The 23,371-nt window shown below is 69.2% G+C and carries 22 protein-coding genes; 12 read left to right on the forward strand and 10 right to left on the reverse strand.

Going from position 1 to position 23,371, the window contains the following annotated elements:
• Positions 1 to 58: 58 nt before the first annotated feature.
• Complete coding sequence (gene ccmA / locus IPG50_22585) at positions 59 to 751, forward strand: heme ABC exporter ATP-binding protein CcmA (protein ID MBK6694971.1); 693 nt, start codon at positions 59 to 61, stop codon at positions 749 to 751.
• A 970-nt stretch (positions 752 to 1,721) separates the two neighbouring features.
• On the opposite strand, the gene IPG50_22590 is transcribed toward ccmA, so the two are convergent.
• The 6 genes from IPG50_22590 to aroC form a co-directional block, all read right to left on the reverse strand.
• Positions 1,722 to 2,819 carry an 8-amino-7-oxononanoate synthase gene (locus IPG50_22590; protein MBK6694972.1) on the reverse strand — a complete coding sequence of 366 codons (1,098 nt, stop codon included), beginning with the start codon at positions 2,817 to 2,819 and terminating at the stop codon, positions 1,722 to 1,724.
• Between the two features lie 10 nt (positions 2,820 to 2,829).
• Complete coding sequence (gene zapA / locus IPG50_22595; protein ID MBK6694973.1) at positions 2,830 to 3,126, reverse strand: cell division protein ZapA; 297 nt, start codon at positions 3,124 to 3,126, stop codon at positions 2,830 to 2,832.
• A gap of 82 nt (positions 3,127 to 3,208) precedes the next feature.
• Positions 3,209 to 3,748, reverse strand: a complete 540-nt coding sequence (locus tag IPG50_22600; GenBank protein MBK6694974.1) for a hypothetical protein — start codon at positions 3,746 to 3,748, stop codon at positions 3,209 to 3,211.
• On the reverse strand, positions 3,745 to 4,497 hold the full coding sequence (locus tag IPG50_22605) for a hypothetical protein (protein MBK6694975.1): 753 nt from the start codon (positions 4,495 to 4,497) through the stop codon (positions 3,745 to 3,747). The genes IPG50_22600 and IPG50_22605 overlap by 4 nt, the downstream gene beginning before the upstream one ends.
• 98 nt (positions 4,498 to 4,595) lie before the next feature.
• A complete protein-coding gene (gene aroB, locus IPG50_22610; GenBank protein ID MBK6694976.1) occupies positions 4,596 to 6,173 on the reverse strand; it encodes a 3-dehydroquinate synthase in 1,578 nt (525 codons plus the stop codon).
• Positions 6,173 to 7,336 carry a chorismate synthase gene (gene aroC, locus IPG50_22615; GenBank protein ID MBK6694977.1) on the reverse strand — a complete coding sequence of 388 codons (1,164 nt, stop codon included), beginning with the start codon at positions 7,334 to 7,336 and terminating at the stop codon, positions 6,173 to 6,175. Before aroC ends, aroB begins: the two co-directional genes overlap by 1 nt.
• Here aroC and IPG50_22620 point away from each other — a divergent pair.
• From IPG50_22620 to IPG50_22635, 4 genes are read left to right on the forward strand one after another with little or no spacing between them, the layout of a single operon-like run.
• Positions 7,335 to 7,670: a DUF167 domain-containing protein gene (locus IPG50_22620; GenBank protein ID MBK6694978.1), complete on the forward strand. Its 336-nt coding sequence runs from the start codon at positions 7,335 to 7,337 to the stop codon at positions 7,668 to 7,670. The genes aroC and IPG50_22620 overlap by 2 nt on opposite strands.
• An 11-nt stretch (positions 7,671 to 7,681) precedes the next feature.
• Positions 7,682 to 8,506 carry a diaminopimelate epimerase gene (gene dapF, locus IPG50_22625; GenBank protein MBK6694979.1) on the forward strand — a complete coding sequence of 275 codons (825 nt, stop codon included), beginning with the start codon at positions 7,682 to 7,684 and terminating at the stop codon, positions 8,504 to 8,506.
• Positions 8,503 to 9,984, forward strand: coding sequence for a hypothetical protein (locus IPG50_22630; protein ID MBK6694980.1), 1,482 nt, complete (start codon positions 8,503 to 8,505; stop codon positions 9,982 to 9,984). The genes dapF and IPG50_22630 overlap by 4 nt, the downstream gene beginning before the upstream one ends.
• Entirely contained in the window at positions 9,981 to 10,412 is a 432-nt protein-coding gene (locus IPG50_22635; GenBank protein MBK6694981.1) for a hypothetical protein, read from the forward strand. Before IPG50_22630 ends, IPG50_22635 begins: the two co-directional genes overlap by 4 nt.
• Before the next feature lie 28 nt (positions 10,413 to 10,440).
• Here the strand turns inward: IPG50_22635 and IPG50_22640 are convergent, their stop codons facing one another.
• The gene (locus tag IPG50_22640; protein MBK6694982.1) at positions 10,441 to 11,214 is read right to left on the reverse strand and encodes a UMP kinase; all 774 of its coding nucleotides are present in this window, start codon (positions 11,212 to 11,214) and stop codon (positions 10,441 to 10,443) included.
• Positions 11,215 to 11,275: 61 nt separating this feature from the next.
• Between IPG50_22640 and IPG50_22645 the strand changes: the two genes are divergently transcribed.
• The 4 genes from IPG50_22645 to IPG50_22660 all read left to right on the forward strand — a co-directional run bounded on the left by IPG50_22645 (position 11,276) and on the right by IPG50_22660 (position 15,398).
• Positions 11,276 to 12,307, forward strand: coding sequence for a peptidyl-prolyl cis-trans isomerase (locus tag IPG50_22645; protein MBK6694983.1), 1,032 nt, complete (start codon positions 11,276 to 11,278; stop codon positions 12,305 to 12,307).
• Positions 12,308 to 13,456, forward strand: coding sequence for a KamA family radical SAM protein (locus IPG50_22650; protein MBK6694984.1), 1,149 nt, complete (start codon positions 12,308 to 12,310; stop codon positions 13,454 to 13,456).
• Positions 13,457 to 13,611: 155 nt separating this feature from the next.
• A complete protein-coding gene (locus IPG50_22655) occupies positions 13,612 to 14,349 on the forward strand; it encodes a PEGA domain-containing protein (protein ID MBK6694985.1) in 738 nt (245 codons plus the stop codon).
• Positions 14,346 to 15,398, forward strand: a complete 1,053-nt coding sequence (locus tag IPG50_22660) for a PEGA domain-containing protein (GenBank protein ID MBK6694986.1) — start codon at positions 14,346 to 14,348, stop codon at positions 15,396 to 15,398. The genes IPG50_22655 and IPG50_22660 overlap by 4 nt, the downstream gene beginning before the upstream one ends.
• Before the next feature lie 86 nt (positions 15,399 to 15,484).
• On the opposite strand, the gene IPG50_22665 is transcribed toward IPG50_22660, so the two are convergent.
• The 3 genes from IPG50_22665 to IPG50_22675 form a co-directional block, all read right to left on the reverse strand.
• Positions 15,485 to 17,551 carry a hypothetical protein gene (locus tag IPG50_22665; protein ID MBK6694987.1) on the reverse strand — a complete coding sequence of 689 codons (2,067 nt, stop codon included), beginning with the start codon at positions 17,549 to 17,551 and terminating at the stop codon, positions 15,485 to 15,487.
• A gap of 50 nt (positions 17,552 to 17,601) precedes the next feature.
• Positions 17,602 to 18,123, reverse strand: coding sequence for a PEGA domain-containing protein (locus tag IPG50_22670; GenBank protein MBK6694988.1), 522 nt, complete (start codon positions 18,121 to 18,123; stop codon positions 17,602 to 17,604).
• A 742-nt stretch (positions 18,124 to 18,865) separates the two neighbouring features.
• Complete coding sequence (locus tag IPG50_22675; protein MBK6694989.1) at positions 18,866 to 20,434, reverse strand: protein kinase; 1,569 nt, start codon at positions 20,432 to 20,434, stop codon at positions 18,866 to 18,868.
• A gap of 131 nt (positions 20,435 to 20,565) precedes the next feature.
• On the opposite strand from IPG50_22675, the gene IPG50_22680 reads away from it, so the two are divergent.
• The 3 genes from IPG50_22680 to IPG50_22690 all read left to right on the forward strand — a co-directional run bounded on the left by IPG50_22680 (position 20,566) and on the right by IPG50_22690 (position 23,267).
• Entirely contained in the window at positions 20,566 to 20,904 is a 339-nt protein-coding gene (locus IPG50_22680; GenBank protein ID MBK6694990.1) for a copper-binding protein, read from the forward strand.
• A gap of 25 nt (positions 20,905 to 20,929) precedes the next feature.
• Entirely contained in the window at positions 20,930 to 21,790 is an 861-nt protein-coding gene (locus tag IPG50_22685; protein ID MBK6694991.1) for an acyl-CoA thioesterase II, read from the forward strand.
• 226 nt (positions 21,791 to 22,016) lie between these two features.
• Positions 22,017 to 23,267 (forward strand): cache and HAMP domain-containing protein, encoded by a 1,251-nt coding sequence (locus IPG50_22690; protein ID MBK6694992.1) that lies wholly within the window; start codon positions 22,017 to 22,019, stop codon positions 23,265 to 23,267.
• The last annotated feature ends 104 nt before the right edge of the window (positions 23,268 to 23,371 follow it).

The following is a 23,371-nucleotide window of genomic DNA, read 5'->3' on the forward strand; positions in this document are numbered from 1 at the left end:
CCGTTCCTCGCCGCGCAACTTGCGCTGGTTTGGTGTCTCGAGGCACTGTCGCCCCCGCATGCCTGCCCCGCCGGCCTCCAACGTGATCACGCTCTCGGGTGTCTCGAAGACCTACGGCTTCGTGCGCGCGCTGACGAACGTGTCGCTTCAGCTGGCCCCCGGCATCACCGTGGTTCGCGGGGCGAACGGTTCGGGCAAGAGCACCATACTGTCGATTCTTGGGACGCTGACGCGGCCGACGGCGGGCGACGTGGACTTCGGCGCGCTCGGCCCAACGCGCGAGGATGTGAGGGCGCAGCTCGGGTGGGTGGGACATGAGCTCCTAGTGTATGCGGATCTGAGCGCGCGAGAGAATCTGACCTTGTGTGCCGCGCTCCACGGACTCGACGCGGAAGTGGTCGCGAAGGTCGCTGCGCGTTTCGGCATGGAGTCATTTCTGGATCGGCCCGTGCGGACGATGTCGCGTGGTCAGCGGCAGCGCGTCGCCGTGGCTCGCGCGGTCCTCAACGAGCCGCGGCTGCTCCTCTTGGACGAGCCGACGACCGGGCTTGATTCGGACGGCGTCGCGCTTCTTGAGCGAGTCGTCGGCGAAGAGGCGTCGCGCGGAGGTTGGGTGGTGGTCGTTACCCACGAGGTGGAGTTTCTTAGGCACGCTTCATCGGTCTGGATGGCGCGAGGGCGCCTGAGCAGCGCGCCAGGTGTTTCACGTGAAACATCTCCCGCGGCGACGGGTGGCGCGGAAGGCGCCTAACGAGGCGCTACGGGTGCCCGCCCGTGGTCCCGTCGCGAAGGCTGCGAAGAGACCAACGCCGCGGGTTGGACGCACAGTTTCAATGGTTAGGGCGCGACCGCCTGGGCGCCGAGCGGGTGTGTTGGCGAACCTGCTGCGCATGCGGCGCAGGTTGCACTCGCACAGGCGCTCGCCGTCGAGGGGGTGAGCGGCGGCCATGCTGGCGGGTGGGGTCACGGCGCGCCGCCGAGGGGGCGGTGGCAGGTCGAGGGGGGCGGTGGCGCCGTGCGCGCGGGGCCGGCCGGGCCGGCGCGGCGGGGGACGATGGTTAGCATGCACCGTGTTCACTCTGCCGCCCCCGGCCCGCTCCGCCCCGGCCCGCCCCGGCCCGCCCCGCCCCCCTCCCGCTGCCCGGCCTCGCTGCCCCCCACCGCCCGGGTCCTCCCGCTTTGGCTCGCGATCGCGCGGGCGTTCGACTGGGGTGGCCCGGTTCGGTCGGCACCCCCGGTGCGGCACCGCGGAGCCCGTGCGCCGCTGTGGGCCCGACCCGGCTGACCGTCATCCCGTGATCCGCGCCCGCGCCGCTCGCGCCCGCGTTCCCAACAAGTCCCCCACCTGCAGGTGCACGGCTTCAACGGGAGGCAGCTCGGCCGCGCACTTCATTGCGCCGCGGCGCGAGAGGCCTCGCGTTCGAGCCGCGCTTCGCAGCCCACGGGCGCCCGGCGAGTGCTGGCCAAGGCGCGCCACCGGAACCGGAGCGCCGTCGCCCGGTCCGCCCCTGCCGGGCCACCGTCGCGGTCTCGCGCCGCGCCCGTGGAGGCGTCGGCGTTGGCCACCGCGGGACCCTCTTGAGAAACGCGCTGGGCACCTCGTGGCGCACGGCGGAGACCGGGAGACGTTCCCGCTTTGCCGATCGTGGGCCCCGTCGCGAACGCCGGACGCCCGCGTTGAGCGGCCATCGTTGGGCTCAGCGCCCAGCCACGCCTGTGTTTCACGTGAAACGTTTGAGCACGGCGGCGGCCGCGGCGACGTCCTCGGCGGAGTGTCGGGCGCTCGCCGTAACGCGGAGTCGCGCAGTGCCCGTCGGCACCGTCGGCGGCCGAATCGCCTGCACGTGGACGCCCTCGGCGCGCGCCGCCTCCGCCGCCGCGATGGCGACCGCCGGGTCGCCAAGCACGAGCGGGATGATCGGCCCGAATCCTGGAGGTGCCCCCAGTGCGGCCCTCAGGGTCGTGGCGTTCTCGAGGCACCGCTCGCGGAGCGACGAGTCCTCTCGCGCCCGACGGACACACCGGGCCGCTGAATGCGCAAGCGCAGGCGAGAGGCCCGTCGAGAACACGAAGCTACGAGCCCGGTTCCACAGCCAGTCGACGAGCGCCTGGGCCCCAACGACGAACGCGCCTTGTCGGCCGAGCGCTTTGCCGAGGGTCCCGATGAGCACGTCGGCCTCCACGCCGGCTTGCGCCGTGCGCCCGCGACCCTCGGGCCCGAGCACCCCGAGCGCATGGGCCTCGTCGACGATGAGCCCCGCGCTATACCGATCGCAGAGCGCCCGGAGCGCAGCGAGGTCGGGGCCGTCACCATCCATGCTGAAGTAGCTCTCGGTCACCACCCAGGCGCGGGACTCCCGGCGAGCCACAAGGACCTCCTCCATGGCGGCCACGTCGAGGTGGTCGATGACCGCCACGCGCGCACCGCTCAACCGACACCCGTCGATGATCGATGCGTGGTTCAGTCGGTCGCTGACGATGAGGTCGCCGGCCTGGGCGAGGGCGCTCAGCGCTCCGACGTTCGCGGCGTAGCCGCTCGAGAATGTCAAAGCCGCATCGGCGCGCAGCCAATCCACCAACTCGCGTTCGAGCGCTCGGTGGCCGTCAGCCTCGCCCACCACGAGGCGCGAAGCTCCTGCGCCGCCCGGACCCTCGAAGCCGCCCGGGTCTTCGCCAAGGCCGAGGTAGTCGTTGCTGCAGAACGACGGCCGCGGCCCCCGGTAGACGGGAGGTCGCTCGCGCAAGAGGCCGGCCCCCGCGAGGCTCCGAAGCTCCTCGCGGAGGTGCCGAAGGGCAGGTGGCGGCGGCCGAGCGCTCACGGCCGCTCCGTCAGACGGCGTCGCTGGATTCGAGCGCGTGATCGATGCGCAAGAGGACGCGTCGCAAGAGATCGCGCGTGCGCCGTTCGAGCGTCTCCCGACGGCCGCGCTCTTCTTCGAGGTCGTGGGCCAACGCCAACGCGGCGAGCAAGATCGCTTGCGGCTGCGGCGCTCGGCCCTTGGGCGTCAGCTCGAGGATCTTCGACTCCACGATCCCCGCCACGCGGCCGAGCTCTTCGTCGCCCGCGGAGGTGACGACCTTGTAGCTCTGCCCACCGACGTGCAGCTGCACCGTCCGACGCTCCATCGACGAGAACGATAACACCCAAGCCTGGACCGTTGTCGAGCAATCACTGCGTTTGCGCCGGTAGCATGCATCATGCACGCATCTAGCGGGCCGCGCCCCAAACAAGCAGGAACGGGAGCGCCAGAACGCCCAAGTCGACCCGCGCCCCAAACAGGAGCTCTTGCGGTCGGCCGTCGCCGAAGGTCGAGCGGCCCTCCACGAAGAGGCCGTTCTGCATCGTGTAGAGGCTGTGGAAATTGTGACCGCGAAGGCCCACGAAGACCTGCGCCGCGGCGCCGACGCCAGCGCCGTCGCCCGCAGCGCCAAAGAACCCCGCCGACGGCAGAATCGCGAGCGTTTCGAAGCCCGGCACGAGCGCTGTCAGGCCCGCGCCCGCGAGTCCGCGTTCAAAGCCCACCGTGAGCAGCTCGACGTAGGGCCCAAGTGCGCCGCTCCGGTTCCGCTCGCGCAGGAAGAGCAGATCCCCGCGCAGGCCTAGGTGAAGCCCGCCGCCCGCATCTCCTAGCGAAAGTCCGTAGCCGCCGGTCGCGCCGCCGCTGAGCTCCGGGCTCGCCGCGGCCCGCGCCGCCGGGACTGTCGTCGCGAGGGCCGCAAGAAGCGCCCAAGCGGTTCGCGCCGTCACCGACGCTTGTTGGGATCGCAGATGTCGAGGGTGTTGCACAAGCGGCAGTCGATGAGCTCGTCCTGCCCCTTTACGCAAGGCTGCGGAATGGCCGTGGCCTCACCCGTGACGCGGCAATCCACCTGAGGAGTGGTGACGTCGTCCGCTTCCGGCGGGAAATCAACCAGGCAGCCCTTGCAGGCGTTGATGGGAAACTGGGATTCGTTGCTCTCGATGCTCTGCCCACCGAGCGTCTGCCCGAAGACCTTGAAGCGCGCGAGGAGGCGCTTGGTCTCACCGATGGGAATCTCCTCGCGGAGCTTCTCGACGAGCGCCGGATTGATCAGCGTGACCGACACCAGGCCATAGCCGGGCACGGTACCCGCGGACGGATTGACGAAGCCGGCCGCCAGCGTCGTGAAGCTCGCCCGCTGGTTGCCCTCGGCGTCCTCCACCGTCACGGTGGCCCCCTGAAGCGTGATCCGCGACGTCTCCGTGCGGAAGGCCTCGGAACGACCCTGCTGAATCATCTGGTTGCCCACCAGGACGAAGGGCCGGTAGGCCGCCAGGAACTCGACGTCGATGGTGCCCGAAACGAGGGTCGGCTGGGCCGGGTCGGGCTTGTAGAGGCAACCGGCTTGTCCGGCGCCACCCGTCGGCGGCGCCTGCACGCTCAGCACGAAGAGCGTGCTGTCGTCATGGGCACACGAGGCGACGAAGACGGCGCTCACGCACCCGAGCGCAGCGCCATAGTTAAGAAACCGCTTCATCCGAGGAACCTCCGGCGCGGCGCGCCACAAAAGGCGGGACGCAACACCAAGGAGAAGGGTACCGGCTGCGTTCGCCGAGAGCCAAAATTCGCGCGAAGTCAGTCCGAGAGGAGCGCCGCTTTGAGGGCGCTCAGGGCCACCGGCTCCACCGAGGCGGCCCCCACGGCGGAGACGACCGGCCACCTTACCTGTGCGCCCCTGCGCTTCTTGTCGGCGTCAATCCAAGGCAAAGCGGCTGCCAGATCCGCATGGCTGGCGGCGGTCGGGAGGTCCAACCGGCCCAAAAGGGCCGCGACGCGCCCCGCAAGCGCCGGGTCGGTCTTGCCCAACTTCGCGGCGGCGCGAAGCTCAGCCACAAGCCCGATGGCGACCGCCTCGCCGTGGAGCCACCGCGTGAAGGCGCCGTGAGCCTCGAGCGCGTGGCCGACCGTGTGGCCTAGGTTCAAAAGCGCGCGTTCGCCCCGCTCGGTCTCGTCGTTTCGCACGATGCGCGCCTTCGCGGAGATGGCCGCGTGCAAGACCGGGAGGAGCGCGTCCTCGTCGCCCGCCGCGAGCGCTTCTGCGGTCTCTTCCATGCGAAGAAAGAGGGAAGCGTCGGACGAGAGGCCAATCTTCGCCGCCTCGGCCAGCCCCGCCTTCCGTTCGCGAGCCGGCAGGGTTCTGAGGAGAGCCAAGTCGGCGACGACGCCGCTCGGCTGATGAAACGCGCCGACGAGGTTCTTTCCTGCCGGGTGATCAAAGCCTGTTTTTCCGCCCACCGACGCGTCGATGAGGGCCAGCGTCGTGCTTGGCACGGAGAGCCATCGCACGCCGCGGAGGAGCGTCGCCGCCGCAAATCCAGCCAGATCCAGCACCACGCCGCCGCCGAAACCCACGACGACGGCGTCGCGGTCGATGCCTGCACCGAGCGCCGCGTCCCAGATGGTGGACACGGAAGACACCGTCTTGTGCGCCTCGCCGGGCGCCAGCGTGACGTCGATCCGCGGCACCGTGAGCGGGCGAAACATCTCCGTCGCGTAGGCCAACTGCGCTCGTCGCACCCGCGCGTCGGCCACGACGACGAGCGACGACGGCCCCATGGTCGCGAGCCGGTCGGCGATGCGTGTAGAGTCCCCGCGAACGATCTCAACGGTGTACGAACGCTCGCCGAGCGGGATCGCCACCAGCGAGCGGCTGATCCACGGCACGATGCTGTCGGCGAGCTCGCTCGGCGTCGCGTCGTCGGTGGCGAGGGCGAGGTGACACTCGGCGTAGGCGGAGCGTCGCGCCTCGAGGAGGCGCGGAAGCTCATCCCCGTAGGCACCCGCGCCGCCCAAGAGCGGGCGGTCCTCACCGCCTTTGAGGCGCTCGCGAAGCGTCTCGGTGCGCGCGCTCAACGAGATCACGAGCGCCGCGTCCACCACGCGGTGCCGCAGCTCGCGGTCGACCAGCGCCCCGCCGCCCACGGCCACGACCTTCGGCTTCCCGTCGCGGAGCAGCGTATCGACGACCTCGCGCTCCATGGCGCGGAACGCCGGCTCGCCTCGCTCGCGCAAGAGCTCGCCCGGAGCCTTCCCCGACTGCTCGCGGAGCCGCTCGTCGGTGTCGAAGAAAGGGACGTCGAGCGTGGCCGCTAGGGCGGCGCCAACCGTGCTCTTGCCGACGCCCGGCGGCCCGCTGATGACGATCGTTTGCATCAATACTCCGTCAGTTGGGCGAGGTAGCCCGTGAAATTTCGCCGCAGCTCGCCCATGGAATCGCCGCCAAACTTCTCGAGCACCGCCTCGGCGAGGACGAGGCACACCATGGCCTCGCCGACCACCGACGCAGCCGCGACGGCGCAAATGTCGCTTCGTTCGAAGGCTGCGTCGAAGGGCTCCTTGGTCACGACGTCGACGCTCGCCAAGGCGCGCCGCAACGTGGCGATGGGCTTCATCGACGCGCGCGCCACGAGCACCTCGCCGTTGGTCACGCCCCCCTCGAGGCCCCCCGCGTGGTTGCTGCCGCGGACGAAGCGCCTCTTGGTCTCGTCGTAAGCGATGGGATCATGGACCTCGGAGCCGCGCTTCGTCGCCACCGACGCGCCGTCGCCGATGGCCACGGCCTTGATGGCCTGGATGCTCATGAGCGCCTGCGCGAGGCGCCCGTCGAGCTTTCGATCCCAGTGCACGTGACTCCCAAGGCCCGCCGGAACGCCCCGCGCCACGACCACAAAGGAGCCGCCGAGCGTGTCGCCGGCGTGGGATGCCTCCAGGATGGCGGCGCGCATGCGCGCTTCCGCCTCGGTGTCGGGGCACGCGAGCTCCGACGCGAGCGCCCGCGCGGAGATGTCCGCGAGCGAGCCCTCCGCCTTGGCCGTCACGTCACCGATGGCCTCGACCCAAGCCGAGACCTCGATGCCAAGGGCTTGAAGGAGCGTCCGTGCGACGGCTCCCGCCGCCGTCCGCGCCGCCGTTTCGCGAGCGCTGGCCCGCTCGAGGACGTCGCGCAGATCGTGACGGTCGTATTTGAGCCCACCGGCCAGGTCGGCGTGTCCCGGCCGCGGACGCGTCAGCGGCTCGGGCGCGGCAGCGAAGGGCTCGGCGCCCATCTTGTCGCGCCAATTCTCGAAGTCGCGGTTCTCGACGCTGAGCGCGACGGGAGAGCCGAGCGTGGCGCCGCCCCGCACGCCCGAGAGGATCGCGACGGCGTCGCGTTCGATCTTCTGCCGGCCCCCGCGACCGTAGCCGACCTGGCGCCGCGCCAAGTCACGGTTGATGTCGTCGGCCGACAGCGCGAGGCCCGCAGGGAGCCCCTCCACGATCGTCACGAGACGTGGGCCGTGCGACTCTCCCGCGGTGAGCCATCGGAAACGCGACATGGGTGAGCCCGGCAGGGTAGCAGAGGCGAGCGCCGCCTCGGCTCTCACGCTGACGGCCAAGGGCGCGGGCGTGGAATTCGAGGTGTTCGCCAAGCCCAGCGCGAAGAAGAGCGCCGTCCGCGGCCTGCGTGACGGGGCTCTCGAGGTGGCCGTCGCGGCGCCTCCAAAGGAGGGGGAGGCGAACGAGGAGCTCGTTCGGTTTCTCGCAGAGGCGCTCGGCGTCCCCCGTCGTGACGTCACGCTGGTTCGAGGGGCGAGCGCGCGCCGCAAGCGCGTGTGCGTCGTCGGCCTTTCGCTCGAGGAGCTCCGCGCGCGGCTGGCGCACGCTTGCTGACGCCGGCTACCATGACGGAGAGCATGACCCTCGCGCTGCCGTTCACGAAATACGAGGGCCTCGGCAACGACTTCGTGGTGGTCGACGTCTCGCTGGCGGACGCACAGGCCTTCGACGTCGGCCTCGCCTCGCGGCTCTGCGATCGCCGTCGTGGCGTTGGCGCCGATGGTGTCCTCGTCGTGTCGCCACCCTCCGCGGCGGGACACCTCGCGCGAATGCGCGTCATCAACGCCGACGGTTCGGTGCCCGAGATGTGCGGCAACGGTCTGCGCTGCGTGGCGCTCCATCTCGCGAGGCAGCGCGGCGCCTCCGCGCTGGAGGGATCGGTCGAGACGGACGCCGGGGCCCGACCCGTTGTCGTGCGCGGTGACGCGACCGCCGCGGAGGTCACCGTCGACATGGGCGAGGTGGGCCTTGGTGACGAGCGCTCGGTGGAGATCGCCGGCGAGACCGTTCGCCTCGTTGACGTCAACGTTGGCAATCCGCACGCCGTCCTCGTGCCGCTCGCGGCTGTGCACGAGCGAGCGCGAATTGAACGCCTCGGGCCCATCCTTGAGCGGCATCCGTCGTTTCCCGCGGGTGTGAACGTCGAGCTCGTAAGCCGTGAAGGCACCGCCCTTCGCGTCACCGTGTGGGAGCGTGGCGTCGGCTTCACGGAAGCCTGCGGCACGGGAGCTTGCGCCGTTGTGGCCGCGCTCACGGCGCGCGGCGACGTTGAAGGCGGCGTCGAGACCACGGTTCGTTTGCCCGGCGGTGAGCTCCACATCACGATGCAGCGGGGCCGCGCACGCATGCGAGGACCGGCACGCTACGTCTTTTCCGGGGTCTTCTCGTGACGCCGCTCCGCGTCCTCGTCGCGAGCGAAGAGTCGTCCTTCGTGGAGCTCGCCACGCGCGTCATTGCGTCGGCTGATCACACCGTCTTCGTCGCCAAGACGCCGGACCAAGCCGACGCGCTCCTCACGGCGACGCTCGTGGACGCCGTTCTCGCCGACGGGCGCAGCACGGCGGCGCTCGCGTGCCTTCCGCAGGTCGAGCTGCGAACGCCGGGCGCGGCGCTGCTCGTGGCCGTTGACCCTGACGATGGCAATACGCTTCGGGCGGCCCTCGGTCTTGGCGCGACCGGGATCGTCGCGTTGCCGCTCTCCGGCGATGCGCTCCTCGGCGCCCTCGCTCGCGTCGCCGAGACGGTGGCCCTTCGGCGCCGCGCGCCCGGCACCGACCGGCCCCCCGCGCCCGAGCCGTTGCTCCTCGTGCAGCGGATGGTCGATGGCGCCCTGCTGAGTGAAGAAGAGTTGGTGCGCGCCGCCCTCTTGACCATCGAGACCTTGGTCCGCGAAGTCCGTCCGCGCGTCGAGCTCCGCTTCGCGAACGAGCCGGTGACGGCGCCGTCGGCCGACGTTCCTCGGCTCCTCTTGGGCGAGATCGACGCGCGGGTCGCCTCGTTGGAGATCGAGGGGGGCGACAAGGACGCCCGCGGCCGCGCCCTCGCCATCGGAGGCATCTTGGCCGGCCTGCTCGCGCTTCGCGGCAGCCGCGGAGAGCGCGCACCAAGCGAACGCCGCGTCATCTCCGATCGCGAGCTCTTCGAGGCGTTGCAGCGCACGCTCTCGGTGCTCGGACCCCACAAGCCGGTCTCCGTGTTGGTCGTCCCCGACGACGGACGCGAGCGCGCGCCTGAGTCGTCGCGCACCGACGCGACCGCTTGCGTCGGCCGCGTCGGCGAAGACTTGGTCTTCGTGCTGGCCGGCGTGGGCGCCGCGGAGGCCGCTACCCGGCGCCGCGTCCTCGCGCCTGATGGCCTGGCCGGCGTGGCTTCGGCGCCGCAAGACGGTCGCGGCGCGGCCGATCTCGTTCGCGTGGCGAAGGCGCGCCTCTTGCGCGCGCGCAGCTCTCCCTTCCGCGCCGTCGCTCGCGCAGAACCGCTCTCGGCCGTGGTCGACGAGCTCTTGTCGTCCCCCTTGCAGGCCGCCGGTGCCTACGGCTGCTACCCGCTTCTCTTGTCGCTCGGCGGGCTCTCGGCCCTGGCGCGACAAGCGACCGACGAAGCGCTCCGGGCGGGCCCGTGCATTATGCACCTAGGCGCTTCCGCGGCGTCGCTCCACGAAGCGCTGGCCGACGCCGAGCGCGCCTCCGGCGGAAAGCTGTCGGTGCACGCGTCGACGGCGCCCGATGGCGTCTACGGCGTGGTGCTCGTGGGCGAGGCGGGCTCTTGGAGCTGCGTCGGCCGCGACGACGGCGAAGGCATCGCAGCGGTCCACGCCGCCGATCCGGTCCTCGCCGACCGCATTGCCCGCTCGATGGACGCGTCATGACCGATCGGCCCCCCAAAGACGGTTCCAAGAACGACGACGACCTGGTGGCCTCGGGATTCGTCGCGCAAGCGTCGCGCACGTCAACGCTGCGCGTGGTCTTCGCTGGGAGTCCGTCGCGCCTCGCGTCGCTCGGCGCCGTTCTCGCCGAGGGGAGCCTGCAGGCGCTGCCGACGTCGTTCCAGCACGAGTCCGGGGTGCAGGTCGTCCTCTGTCCGCTCGTCCCCGCGTACGCGCCCTTGTGGCCCGTCACCCTCTATGGCGCCGCCGTCGTGGTGCGCCTCGACGAAGCGGCGCCGGGCCTGCTGGAAGCCGCGGCCGACGCCGTCGACCTCACGGTCGTTCACGACACGGCGAGCGGTGATCTCGACGAGCTCGTGGCGCGGGCCGCCTCGCTCTCCGCGAGCCAGGGCCGCGACGCGGCAGGCTGACGGGGGCTGACGGCTCTCAGCCGCGCCGCTACCGGTAATCTTCGACGATCGTGCCGATGGGCTCGCCAAAGACCACGCGCTTGATGTTGCCGCGCGTGGAGAGCTTGAAGACGCGAACGGGCATGGCGTTGTCACGGCAGAGCGACGCGGCTGTCGAGTCCATGACGCCGATGCGATCGGCGAGGAACTGATCGAAGCTCATTCGGGTGTACATCTCGGCGTCGGGAAAGCGCACCGGGTCTCGGTTGTAGATGCCCTCCACCTTCGTGGCCTTGAAGAGCGCGTCCGCATGGATTTCCATGCAGCGGAGCGCCGCCGCCGTGTCGGTCGAAAAATAGGGGTTGCCGGTCCCGCCAGCGAAGATCACGACGCGGCCCTTCTCGAGGTGACGGACGGCGCGCCGCCTGATGTAGGGCTCCGCGACCTGACGAATCTCGATGGCCGTCATGACGCGCGAGGGGACGCCGCACTTCTCGAGGCCGTCTTGCAAGGCCAGCGAGTTGATGACCGTCGCCAACATGCCCATGTAGTCGCTCTGCGCCCGGTCCATGCCGGCGCTGGCGCCCTTCAGGCCGCGGAAGATGTTGCCACCGCCGACGACGATGCCGATCTGGACACCGACCGCGTGGACCTCGGCGAGCTCTTCGGCCACGTTCCGCAGGACCTCCGGCGCGATGCCGAAGCCGCCCGTTGAGCCGCAGAGCGCCTCGCCGCTCAGTTTGAGGACGATGCGGCGGTAAACCAGCTCCGGATCGGGGGCCGAGGGAGGAATCGTGAGATCGCGGTCGTCCGGATGGCGCATGAGGCCTTCGCATAGCGAAGTGGGTGGCCGGCCGCAATCTGCCGTAGTAATTCCCTGTCCTATGCCGGTCCGAGCGAACCTCCTCCTCTTCGCGGCACTCGCCTGGGCGCCCCTTGCGGGGTGCGGTCGCGGGCCCAAAGTCACCGGCGCCGACGCCGGGCTTGGCGCGACGACGCCCTCGTCGGCGGGCCTTTCGCCCGAGCAGGCAAAACGCGTCATCGTGAAGGTCGGTGAGCGCCCCATTACGCTCGGCGACTTCGCGGCGTCCCTTGAGCACATGGACCAGTTCGATCGGCTCCGGTACCAGTCGCCAGAGCGCCGCATGGAGCTGCTCGAAGAGATGATCCGCGTGCGACTCCTGGCCGATGAAGCGCTGGCCAAGGGGTACGACAAGGATCCCATCGCGGTCCAAGAGCTGCGCGCAGTGCTGCGTGACGCTGTGCTCGACGAGGCGAAAAAATCGTCTCGCGCACCGGCCGAGCTGCCGGTGGCCGAAGTTCGGGCGTACTTCGACGCTCATCGTGCAGAATACAAAGACCCGCAGCGTCGTCGGGCCCAGCTCGTCTCGCTGCGCGACGACGCCGCGGCGCAGGCGGTGCTCGACGCCTACAAGAAGGCGCCGACCGTCGAGACCTGGGGTGAGCTCGTGCGAAGCCGCTCGCTCGACGCGCAGGCGCGCGCTGACGTGCCGGCCGATCTGGCCGGCGACGTGGGCTTCTCCAGTCCTCCCGGCGATCCGCGCGGCTCCAACCCTCGTGTCCCCGAAGAGGTGCGTGTGGCGCTCTTCTCGCTCGCGGCCGTCGGCGACGTCTTCCCGCAGCCGGTGCGCTCCGGGACGAAGACCTTCGTGGTGCGGTTCTCGGGCAAGGTCGACGCGAGCGAGCGCAGCTTCGAGGAGGCGGAGCGCACGATCCGCGTGAAGCTCGCGCAAGACGAGCTCCGGAAGAAGGAAGGGGAGCTGCTCGAGAGTCTTCGCAAGCAGTACCCGGTACAGATTGACGAGGCGGCCTTCGCCGCCGTGAAGATCGACATGACGTCGGATGCGGGCACAAGCGGCGCCGGGGGCGCCAGCGTTGAGGCCGGGCGGAACTGAATGCGGGTCTCGCTGCCGCAGCTAACGAACGACGACGGGCCGTCGCGGGAGCGAGGCGCCGAAGGCGCGCGCCCGCGCCGCTCGCCGCGCGACTGGCAGTGGCAGATTCGAAACGCCGTGACGACGACCGCCGATCTGTCTCGCGCGCTCGCGCTCACGCCGGAGGAGATGGCCGGGGCGAAGCGCGCGGAGGCGGCCGGCCTCCCGATGGCGATCACCCCGTACTACCTTAGTCTCGCCGACCGCTACGATCCCCGCTGCCCCGTTCGCGTTCAATGCGTGCCCCACTCGGCCGAAGGGGAGAGCGTCGATGGCGACCTCGAAGATCCGCTCGGCGAGGTCGCTCACGAGGTCGCGCCTCACTTGGTGCAGCGGTATCCCGATCGAGCGCTCCTCCTCGCGACCGATCGCTGCGCCGTGTATTGCCGCTTTTGCACGCGCTCGCGCATCGTCGGAAGCGGCGGCGGCGCCACACCGCAGACGGCTCTCGAGCCGGCCCTCGCGTACCTTCGCGGCCATCCTGAGGTGCGCGACGTCATCGTCAGCGGCGGCGATCCGTTGGCCATGGCCACGCCGCGCGTCGTCCGCATCGTCGCCGCGCTCCGGGCCATCCCGAGCCTCGACACCATCCGCCTCGCGACGCGCGTTCCGGTCACGTTGCCGATGCGCATCACGGGGGAGCTGCTGCGCGCGCTCCGGCCGTACCACCCGCTTTGGGTCATGACCCACTTCAATCACCCGAAGGAGCTGACGCCCCAGTCGATCCGAGCTGTGACGCGCCTCGCCGACGCCGGCTTTCCGGTGATGAACCAGACGGTGCTCCTCCGCGGCATCAACGACGATGCGGCGGTCCTCGAGGCCCTGTTCCGTGGGCTCGTGCGGGCCCGGGTGCGGCCTTATTACCTGCTCCAGGCCGACCCCGTAAAAGGCACTGGGCACCTCCGCACGCCCCTCGCGAAGGGCATTGAGCTCATCGGGACCCTTCAGGGGCGCCTCACGGGCATCGCCCTCCCCAAGTTCATTTGCGACACCCCCGACGGCCGCGGCAAGGTGCCGCTCTTGCCTGAAAACATCGTGGCCCGCGAAGGCTCGCGCACCACACTCCGCACGTTCCGCGGCGAGCTCGTGGACTACGTCGATCCGCCCTGAAGCCTCGCTCTCCCCGTAAACGTGAACGTGCCCGTGCCCGTGGACGCTCTCCTCTGCTCTCCTCTCCTCTTCCTCCGCCGCACCGCCGCACTCGGTCTCATTTCTGGGCGAGACTCGCCGTAGGCAGCGAGCCGGGCATCTTGTACCTTGCGGCCGTGGCAAAGCTCCGCTCGTCCGCTCGTCTTCTTGCCGTTGTCGCCCTGGCCGCGAACGTCCTCGCGAGCGCGCCAGTTTTGGCTCAAGCCGGGGATGCGAAGGCGGCCCTGGCGTCGGCCGACAAGGCCGTCAAAGCGAAAGACTGGGCGAAGGCCCAGGCCGACTTTCGCGCGGCCCACGCCGCCTCGCCGAGCGCCCAGGCGGTGCACGGACTAGGCGGCGCGAGCTACGAGCTCAAGGCCTGGGCCGAGGCCTACGAGGCCTACGACGAGTTCTTGAAGTCCTACAAAGACGCGATGGGCGGCGGCGCCAAGGCGCTCGCCGAAAAGCGCTTGAAGGAGCTCGAGGCGAAGACCGGCGCCGTCACGGTGCTCGTCAACGAGGCCGGCGCCGAGGTCTTCCTCGGTGATCGCAAGCTCGGCGCGAGCCCCGTGCGGGCCCTCGTCCGTGTCGCGACGGGGCCGCACAAGGTTCGCGTGACCAAGGCCGGGTTCGCGGCCTTCGAGAAGAACATCGACGTCGCGGCGAGCGCCCGCGTCAGCGTCGACGTCGCCCTCACCAAAGAAGCGAAGACCGGTCGACTCGTCGTCAAAGAGAGTGGCGGCCAGGCGGTGCGTGTCATCGTCGATGGGGTCGACATGGGCCCCGCTCCCTGGGAAGGTGAGCTGCCCCGGGACCGCACGACGTCTCCGTTCGCAGCGCAACGCTCGGCTCGACGACGCAAAAGATCGAGGTGAACGCCGGCAAGACCGCCGAGGCGCAGATCACCGCGACGTCGGCCACGGGCCGCATCGAGATTCGCACCGGCGACGGCCTCGGCAACGTCTACGTCGACGGCAAGCTCGTCGGCGAGGGGTCCTACTCGGCGGAGGTCCCATCGGGGTCCCACCTCGTGAAGGTCACGCGCGAGGGCTTCATGCCCTTCGAAAAGACCATCGACGTGGCGGACAAGCAGGCCGTTTCCGAGACCGTCACGCTGCGCCGCGAGGGGCAATCGCTCCAGGCCGTGAAGGTCGAGGAAGAGCGGCCGTTTTTTGGGCTCTATGGCGGCTTTGGTCTTGCCGGCGCGGCGGGCTTCGGCGGGATGGGCAGCAGCCTCGAAGGCGAGTCGTGCAAGACACGCGGCGCGGTGAGCTGCGATACGCCTGGGCCCCTTGGTGGCGGAGCGTTTGGCTACGTCGGCTTTACCTGGCTCCCCGTCGGCTTCGAGCTGTTCCTCGCCGGTCTGTTCGACCACTCGGAACAAAAGGCCGAATTTGTGCAGCCCGACCCCACGAAGGTCGCGCTCCTCGGCCCAAGCCGAACGGAAACGTTCAAGGTGAATCGCGTGGGCGGCGTAGCGGCCCTTCGCGTTCGCGCCACCTACGACGCGAAGGTCGTTCGACTGAGCCTCGCAGCCGGTCCGGGCATTGCCTACAAGGTCCTCATCCTTGAACGAGAGGCCACGACCCCCACGGGCTTCAGCGACCGTTATGTGCCCGACGACGGCAAGACCAACGCCGGCGAAACGGAGGCCAACAAGCTCTCGTACGTCGGTCCGGCCCTCAGCGGTGACGTGTCGATGCACGTCCGCATCTCGGATTCGGTTGCCATCTCGCTCGGCGCCTTGGCCTGGCTCGAATCGGCCGGCACCGAGGTCGTCGCCCAGGGCGACAAGAACCGCTACATGGTGAACTCGGCGCAGCAAGGCTCGACGCCCATCGCCCTTCGGACCCCGAGCTACCAGCCCACGGTCGGAACGCAGTTCTTCCTCGGCCCGTACCTCGGCATGCAGTTCGGGCCCTGAGTCGGCGGCCGCTGATTGAAGCCCAAACGAAACGAGGGCGGCCTCCACTGGAGGGCCGCCCTCGATCGCTTATGCCTCGGCGCGCGTCAGTTCTTCTTTTGGGTCGCCGTCACGAAGAGGACCGGCGGCAGCGGGGCCGCGGCGGGCAGCGCGATCGTTGGGTCAACCTTCGCGATGAACTCGGACGCGAGCTTGCCGGTGCCGATGTTGCGCGAGTTGTTTCGCAGGGTCTCGCAGGGCGCGCCGCAGATCCGGATCAGCGACTGTTGGGCGCCGGCGAAGTTCCACCCGTCGACCGGTGCGCCGTCCTTGCAGGCCTCGTTGAAGACGACGTCCGGTTGACCCAAGATCGACAACGTCGTCTTGCTGCCGTCGGTGATCGAGCCGGGGCGATCGTAGAGGCAGCTCGAGAGGTCGCTGACGATGCGCCCTAGCGCTTCGGCGGCCGGGCCACCCTTGCCGCGCGAGTCGTCGAAGCAGTTCTCCTTGCGTCCAGCCGCCGTGGTCACCGCCTCGCACTGCGCGACGCGTTCAATGCGAAGCGGGCTCGCGTCGTCGGCTTGCTTGATCGGCGGGTTCGCCGGCGGCGCAGTGGGATCGTCGCCCTTCTGGCCGAGTTGGATCACGTAGGTGAGGATGCCCTTCTTGAACGCCTCGCCAGCGGCCGCGGCGATGGCGCCGGTCTTGGCGCTGCTGCACGACTCACCGACGGGGTTGTTCGTCAGGATCACGACCGCGCGAAGGTTCAGCTTGTCCTTGTCATCGAGCTTGTCGAGCATGTCGTAGACGCCGCCGCCGCTGAGCGCGTTCTCGACGGAGCCAACGGGGGCGCGCGCCGGCGATGAGCGGTCCTTGCCGACGAGGTCGGCGATGGCGTCGCGCGCTTGCAAGGCCGGCACGAACTTCACGTCGAGCGCGTTTCGGTCGGCGAAGCTCGCCGCGGGCAAACAGGCGCTCGCCCCGGCGGCCGCGTCGGTGAGCCACTTGAAGCCGACCTGCGTCGTCGAGAAGACTGCGTCGTCGAGCGAGAGGCTCAAGATGAGCTGGACCGGATCCTTGGTGGGGTCATTCGAGTACAGAATCCCCGCCATCGGCGCGGAGCGGTCTAGCAAGACCAGCAGCTTGCTCGGCGCCGGAATGAGCACGTCACCGTTCTCGTCGCACAGCGGCTGCTCCGGCGGCTTGGGCGGGCAGGAGCGGCTCGCGGCGAGGGCGAGGATCTTCTTCTTCTTCGGATCCTTCGTCTTGGTGAGCTCGCAGAGGCCCGGCGCGAGGCGGAACTTCCCGGGGCCGGTGATCGTGTAGCCCTCTTGGTGCTCGGCGAGGTCCTTCTCGACGGCGGCCTTCTCTTCCGGCGAGAGCTCCGCGAAACCGGGGACCGACGCCGCCGTGATGTCGACGTCCAAGACCTCGGTGACCATGCCCTCGAAGATGGCGCGGACGTTCATGCCCTCGAGCGAGCCGGGAACCGAATAGGTGCACGTGGCCGCGTCGTCGAGCACGGGCGCGACGGCGTCCGTGAGGCAACGCGCGAGCGAGAAGCACGTGCTCGAGTCACCAAACGCCAGCTCGGCGGAGTAATCGTGGAAGATGTGCGAGTCGCGCTGCGGATCGACGCAGTTGCCACCGACGCAGACCTTGTCGTCGGGGCACTTCTGATCGAAACACGCGTACTTGAGCGGCATGGGCAAGTAGAGGATGCGCCCGTTGCGGTAGCTCTGCCGGCTGCGTCGCAAGATGCGCGCACCGAGCGGGTTCTTGCCCGAGGCGTCGCTCTCGCCGAGGCCCGTCTCCGACTCGCAGTCGGTGCCGCGCGCCAGGGCTACTTCCGCTTCCTCGGCTCGGTAGGCGACGACGTTCACCATGACGGCGGGAGCGTCGGTGTTGGCCTTGTGCACGCCGAGGGTCTTCGGGAGGCGCGCCTTGCCGTTGATGACGGCCACGCGTGCACAATCGGTGACGACGCCCACGGGATCCGTCGCCGAATACGCACGGACGCTGTACTCGAGCGTCTTGAACTCTTTGGGGACCTGGACCTGCGTGCTGAAGCCCGCGACGTATTCCGTGGCCGGCTCGCCCTTGGAGCAGCCCATCCCCCCACCCACGGTGGCGCAAACCAACGACGTCCCAACGAGAACCTTAAGAAGCTTCATGAGCAACCTTCCTGACGAACCTGACGAATCTGGCGAAGACGGTGCGCCGTTCAGCGGCGGAGCCACGTCGGCATGATGCCGTTGTCCGGGTTGGTGACCGTGCCCCGGACCGGCTCGCCGTCTTTCGAGCGAGCCACGAAGAACGCGGTCACGCTTCCGCCAATGACCACAAGAGCGGCGCCCACGGCCCAGATGACGGCGCCGCGGGAGACGTCCTGCCGGAGGGTGGTCTCCACCGTGCGCACCTGATCGCTGGCGACGCCGATCTCCTGCTGGTACGTGATGTAGCCGTCCTTCTTGATCGTGACGTTGTGTCCGCCCGAGGGGAGCACACCCTCCCACTTGTCGACGCCCACCAGTTTCTGATCAATCTCGATGACGGCGCCCGCAGGCCTGGCGATGATCGCCACGCGGCCTTCGGAGCGTGACTCCGAGAGGCGGAGCACGATGTTGAGCGGCTCTTGCTTCGTGACGTCGAGGCTCTGCTCGGCGGTCGCGTAGTTCGGCGCGTAGGCCTCGAACTTGTGACGCTTGCCGACCTCGACCTGGCCCTTGAACGGCGAAGGGCCCATCTCGACGCCGTCGATGCGAACGTTGGCCTTCGGCCCCGCGCCCCTTCGGGGCCCCGGTGACCGTCACCATGGTCATGAGCCGCTCGGGCACGAGCTCGAACTTCGCGACGGCCGGCGTTCCGCGCGCCACCGAGACACGCCTCGTCTGCGCGCGCCAACCGTCCTTCGAGACCACGATGTCGTGATCGCCCACGGCGACGTCGACGGCCTTCGCGAGCGGAGACCGACCGACGTCTTCGCCGTCGACCGTGACCGCAGAGCCCGGCTCGTTGACTTGGATCTCGATCGTCGACACGAGCGGCTTGAGGTCGGTAATCGCCGCGTTGATTTCAGCGACCTCCGCCGGTGACAACACCGTCGCGCCCTCGGCGAGCGCGCGCTGGTAGAACACCACCGCTTTGGCCGCCTTCTTGTCGTCCTGGTAGGCGCGGCCGATGTTCTTCAGGATGCGCGGGTTCTTCGTCGCGTCGTAGACGCGCTGGAACTGCACGATGGCGCCGCGGAAGTTTCCGTCGCCGAAGAGCGTGAGCGCCGCGTCCCAATCCTTGCGGAGCTCTGCGGGCAGCTCCTCGCGAATCGTCTTGGGCTTCTTACCCTGGGCCGACGCCGCCTTGGGAAGCATCACCGTGACGGGCACGGCGAGGTTGAGCGAAACCACGAGAGAGAGCCAGCGAGCAATCGGACGCATCGCGCCCATGGTACCGAAGGAACGCGCCCCCGCCCCGAGATTTCTCCGCGGCACCTACTGCTGGACCGGAGGCCTTCGGGAGCCCGAAACCGGGTTCGGGTTATGGCCAGGTGACGTCGTCGGCCCCGGCGTCTTGGCCGTCGCCGACGCGCTCGGTGCCGGTCCCGGTGTCGTCGTCATCGTCACGGCCGTCGGCGGAGCCGACGGCGTCGGTGCCGCGGTCGGGGTCACCGGCGGCTGCGCCGCAAGCACCGTGGTCGCCGACATCGGCGGCGAGGGATCACTCGTGACGGTGGGCTTGCTGAACATCTTGAACCCACCGAACGCGAGCGCACCGATGAGGCCCAGCGGAACCAGGGGCGCGAGCACCAGGAGGCCCGCCTTCGATTTCGGTTTCTCGGCGGCCGTGTCGGCCGAGACGCCCATGCCCGTCTGGACCGCGTTGCCCGGCCCCGACGCCTGCGTACCGGCGATCGCAGCCATCTGCGGCGATTGCTGCGTCGGCGGCATCGGCACGTTGCTCGGCAAGGCCTGCGTTCGCGCCGCGAACTCTTGCGGCGTCTGCGCCATGGCCGGGCTGTGGGCTGTGACCACTTGCACCTGCACCGCCGAGTGCTGCATGCCGAGCTGCGAGAACGCTTGCTGCATCGAAGGCATCGGGGCCGGCATGCTGCCGCCGGGGATCGGCTCGCTTCGCTTCTCGATGCCCGCCCGAATCTGGCGAATGACCGTCAGGCTTCGCTCGTCGGCGTAGGGCGCCAGCGCCTCGGCGAAGTCGAGGGCCGTGGAAAACCGCGTGTCGCGCTCCCGCGCAAGGCCGTGGTGCACGACCTCGGCGAGCCCTTCCGGGAGGTCCTTTCGGATGTCCGAGATGGGCGTCGGGTCTTGCGTGAAGAGCTTGAAGAGGATCTCCGTGAGCTCGCCGCTCTCGGCGAAGTGCGGCGTCCGCCCCGTGAGAAGCTCGTAGAGAATGCACGCGACCGAGTAGAGGTCGCTTCGGAGGTCGACGTCGCGCGGCGACTTGGCCTGCTCCGGCGACATGTAGAGCGGCGTGCCGAGGGCCGAGTTCGTCTGCGTGAGCGAGGCGGCGCCGGGCTGCTGCACCTTGCTGATGCCGAAGTCGACGAGCTTCACGAAGTCGCGCTCGCCGTCCTTCTTGATGACGAAGGCGTTCGACGGCTTCAAATCGCGGTGGATGATGCCCACGGCGTGCGCCGCTTGAAGCGCCCGAAGCACCTGCAACACGAAGTGCACGGCGCGCGGCACATCGATGCCTTGCGCGCCTTCGTGCTCGATGAGGTGCGAAAGGTCGCGCCCCTCGAGGTACTCCATGACGAGATACGGGGCGCCGCTCTGGAGCTTGCCGACGTCGTAGATGGTGACGACGTGCTGGTTCTCGATTTGTGACGCGGCGACGGCTTCGTTCAGGAAGCGCTCCACGGCTCCCGGGATCGTCAGCACGTGCGGCGCCATGAACTTCAGCGCGACCGGCGCGCGCCGGAGGATGTGGTGCGCCTTGGCGACGGCACCCATCCCGCCCTCGCCGAGCATGTGGAGGACCTGGTATTTGCCGTCGAGGATTTCGCCCTCAGCGGGATAGGCAACCACCTGAGACGGGCGCATGAGTCCGACTAGTCTACCGCGGCCGCGGCGAGAACGGGAGAAGGTGGCGGCCGGCGCGAAAACGCATTCATTTCCAGCAAGGGCGCGCGGATGGCGAGCCGTCGCGTGACCTTCTTGCTATGGTCGGGCCCATGTTCGCCCGCGTCATCGCACCCGTCGCCATCGGCCTTTCGCTCACCGCGCTCGGCTGCAACCGCAACGCCTCCGCAGACACGGCGGGACCGGCGGCTTCAGCGGCTCGCCCCAACGTCTACCAGGCCAAGGGGGTCATCAAAGCCTTCGGCGAAGGCAAGAAGACCGTGAAGATCGCCCACGAGGACATCCCTGGCTACATGAAGGCCATGACGATGCCCTTCGCTGTCGCGCAGCCGTCGGTCCTCGATGGTCTGAAGGAGGCCGACTCCGTGGACTTCTCGTTCACGGAAGAGTCCGACGGACGCATGCTCATCCAGTCGATCAAGAAGCGGTAGTTCACTTCTCGCCACTTCGCTCGGCATGACCACCCCGCTCGACGAGTTGATCGCGCTCCTTCGCGTGGCGGATGGAGCCGGCGACCGGTTCGTCGGCCGCAGCGAAGACCTCGGCTGGGGCACCGTCTACGGCGGTCAGGTGCTCGGCCAAGCGGTCCTCGCCGCGTCGAGAACCGTGGGGACCGAGCGCGCCATGCACTCGCTGCACGCTTACTTCCTCGAGCGCGGCGACGTGGCGCAGTCGGTGGAATACGCCGTCGAGCGAATCCGCGACGGCGGCGCCTTCACCACGCGGCGCGTGGTGGCGAGTCAGGCGGCGGGACCCATCTTCAACCTCGCGGCGTCGTTTCAGCGCGCCGAAACCGGCTTCGTTCATCAAGACGAGATGCCCGCCGCGCCGCCGCCCGAGTCTTTGCCGACGGAGCTCGAGCGACTCGCCGCCCGCGTCGCGACCTATCCGCCGAAGATGCGCGAGCGCGCGCTCCGCGAACGACCCTTCGATGTGCGCGCTGTGGAGTCACCCGCGGAGGAGGGCACGAAGCGCCCCCCGTCGCGGCTCCTGTGGTTTCGCGCTGCCGGTCCTTTGCCCGACGACACCGCGTTGCACACGGCCCTCTTGGCCTACGTGACGGACTACGCGTTCCTGGGCACGGCGCTCCTTCCCCACGGCGTTACGTGGCTCACGCCCGGCGTGCAGGCGGCGAGCCTCGACCACGTGATGTGGATTCACGAAGCGCCGCGCGTCGACGCCTGGCACCTCTACGCCATGGAGAGCCCCGTCGCGACGGGCGCGCGGGGCCTCGTGCGCGGAAGAATTTTTCGCGCCGACGGGAAGCTCGTGGCCACCACGGCGCAAGAGGGGCTGCTTCGCATTCGTCGCGCCTGACGCGACCGACCGCGCGACCGGCAGGGCGACGCCGACGCGACGCATGAACAAACGTCACGTCGCGCGCGGCTGAGGTGTCGCTGAGGAAAGGCGCGCTCGATTTGTGCCGCCGTCGTCGTTCGCTCGGATAGATTGGGCCGGCTCGCGGGGCGTAGCCCCGCCAAACATCGAGCCGTGAACACGAGACTGGTGCTCCCGACGGGAGCTGAGGGGAAGCAGGCGCGAAATGGAAGAGAAGGTTCGCTTCGGGATCTTCGCCCGACTGTGGCTCGTGATGATGATCATCGCGCTCGCGCCCGTCGGCTTGCTTGGCTACGCCTCGTACCAGCAGGGTGTTGGCTTCATCAGCCGCAGCATCGACGACAGCCTCGGCAAGGTGTCGTCGGCCATCGTCAACTACACCGAGCTTTGGGTCGACAACATCGCCGCCTCGCTGACGCAGGGCGCGGTGCAGCCGGACATGGTCGCCGGCGACGCGAAGGCCAAGGAGAAGGCCGACCTCAGCAAGCCCGCCGGCAAAGACGACAAGAAGCCCGACGCCAAGGCCGCCGACAAGGATGACAAGAAGGTCGAGAAGAAGGCCGAGGAGCCCAAGAAGGCGGACGCCAAGGACGACAAGAAGGGCGAGTCGAAAGACCCGACGCCCATCGCTGGCGATCCGCGAAAGTCGATCCTCGAGTCCATCGTCGCGTCGCACGACTACCTCCGCGCCACGTACTTCATGCGCGGCTCCGACGGCTGGCAGACGGTGCGCAGCGACGACACGAAGCTCCTGATGGTCGGTGACCGTCCCTACTTCCGCGACGCCATGCGAGGGCAGACCGGCATTCAGGTCATCATCTCGCGCACGACCAAGCTGCCGGCGCTCATCGTCGCGGTGCCCGTCAAGGGCAAGGATCAGTCGATCATCGGCGGTCTCGCCACGGCGTCCGAGTTGACGATGATCTCGGCGCAGATCGCCAACGCCAAGTTCGGCAAGACGGGCTACGCGTTCATGCTCGATCGCGACGGCAAGGTCGCCGCGCATCCGAACAGCGAATACACGACCGAACAGAAGGATCTGAGCGAGCATCCCGCGTACGTGGCGCTTCGCCGCGGCGACAAGATGCCCGTCATGTTCAACGACCAAGGCAAAGACGTGGTCGCCTACGCCGGCCAGACGAAGCACGGTTGGACCATCATCGCGCAGCAGGACAAGGAGGAGGCCTACGCGTCGCTTCAGGCGACGACCGACGCCGCGGAACGTTTCCTCGCCGTCGCCGCGTTCCTCGTGACGCTCATGTCGCTCATCGTCTCGCGATGGTTCACGCGACCGATTCAAAACCTTACGTCGGTCGCTGACCAGATCAGCCGCGGTGAGGTCGGGGCGCGCATCGACGAGACGTCACGCTCCGACGAAATCGGCGCCTTGGCCCGGGCCATCGACCGCCTCCAGACCAGCGTTCGGCTCGCGCTCGACCGCCTCAAGAAGGCTTGAACGAGGAGCGTGGGGGCGACGCCTACCGCGTCTTACCCCCGCGCAGTGGCGGGGGACGCACGTTCGAGCAGAGCCAACGCATCCTTGCGGTACACTTGCTGTTC

It is taken from the genome of Myxococcales bacterium, assembly GCA_016703425.1.
Taxonomy (GTDB): domain Bacteria; phylum Myxococcota_A; class Polyangia; order Polyangiales; family Polyangiaceae; genus JADJCA01.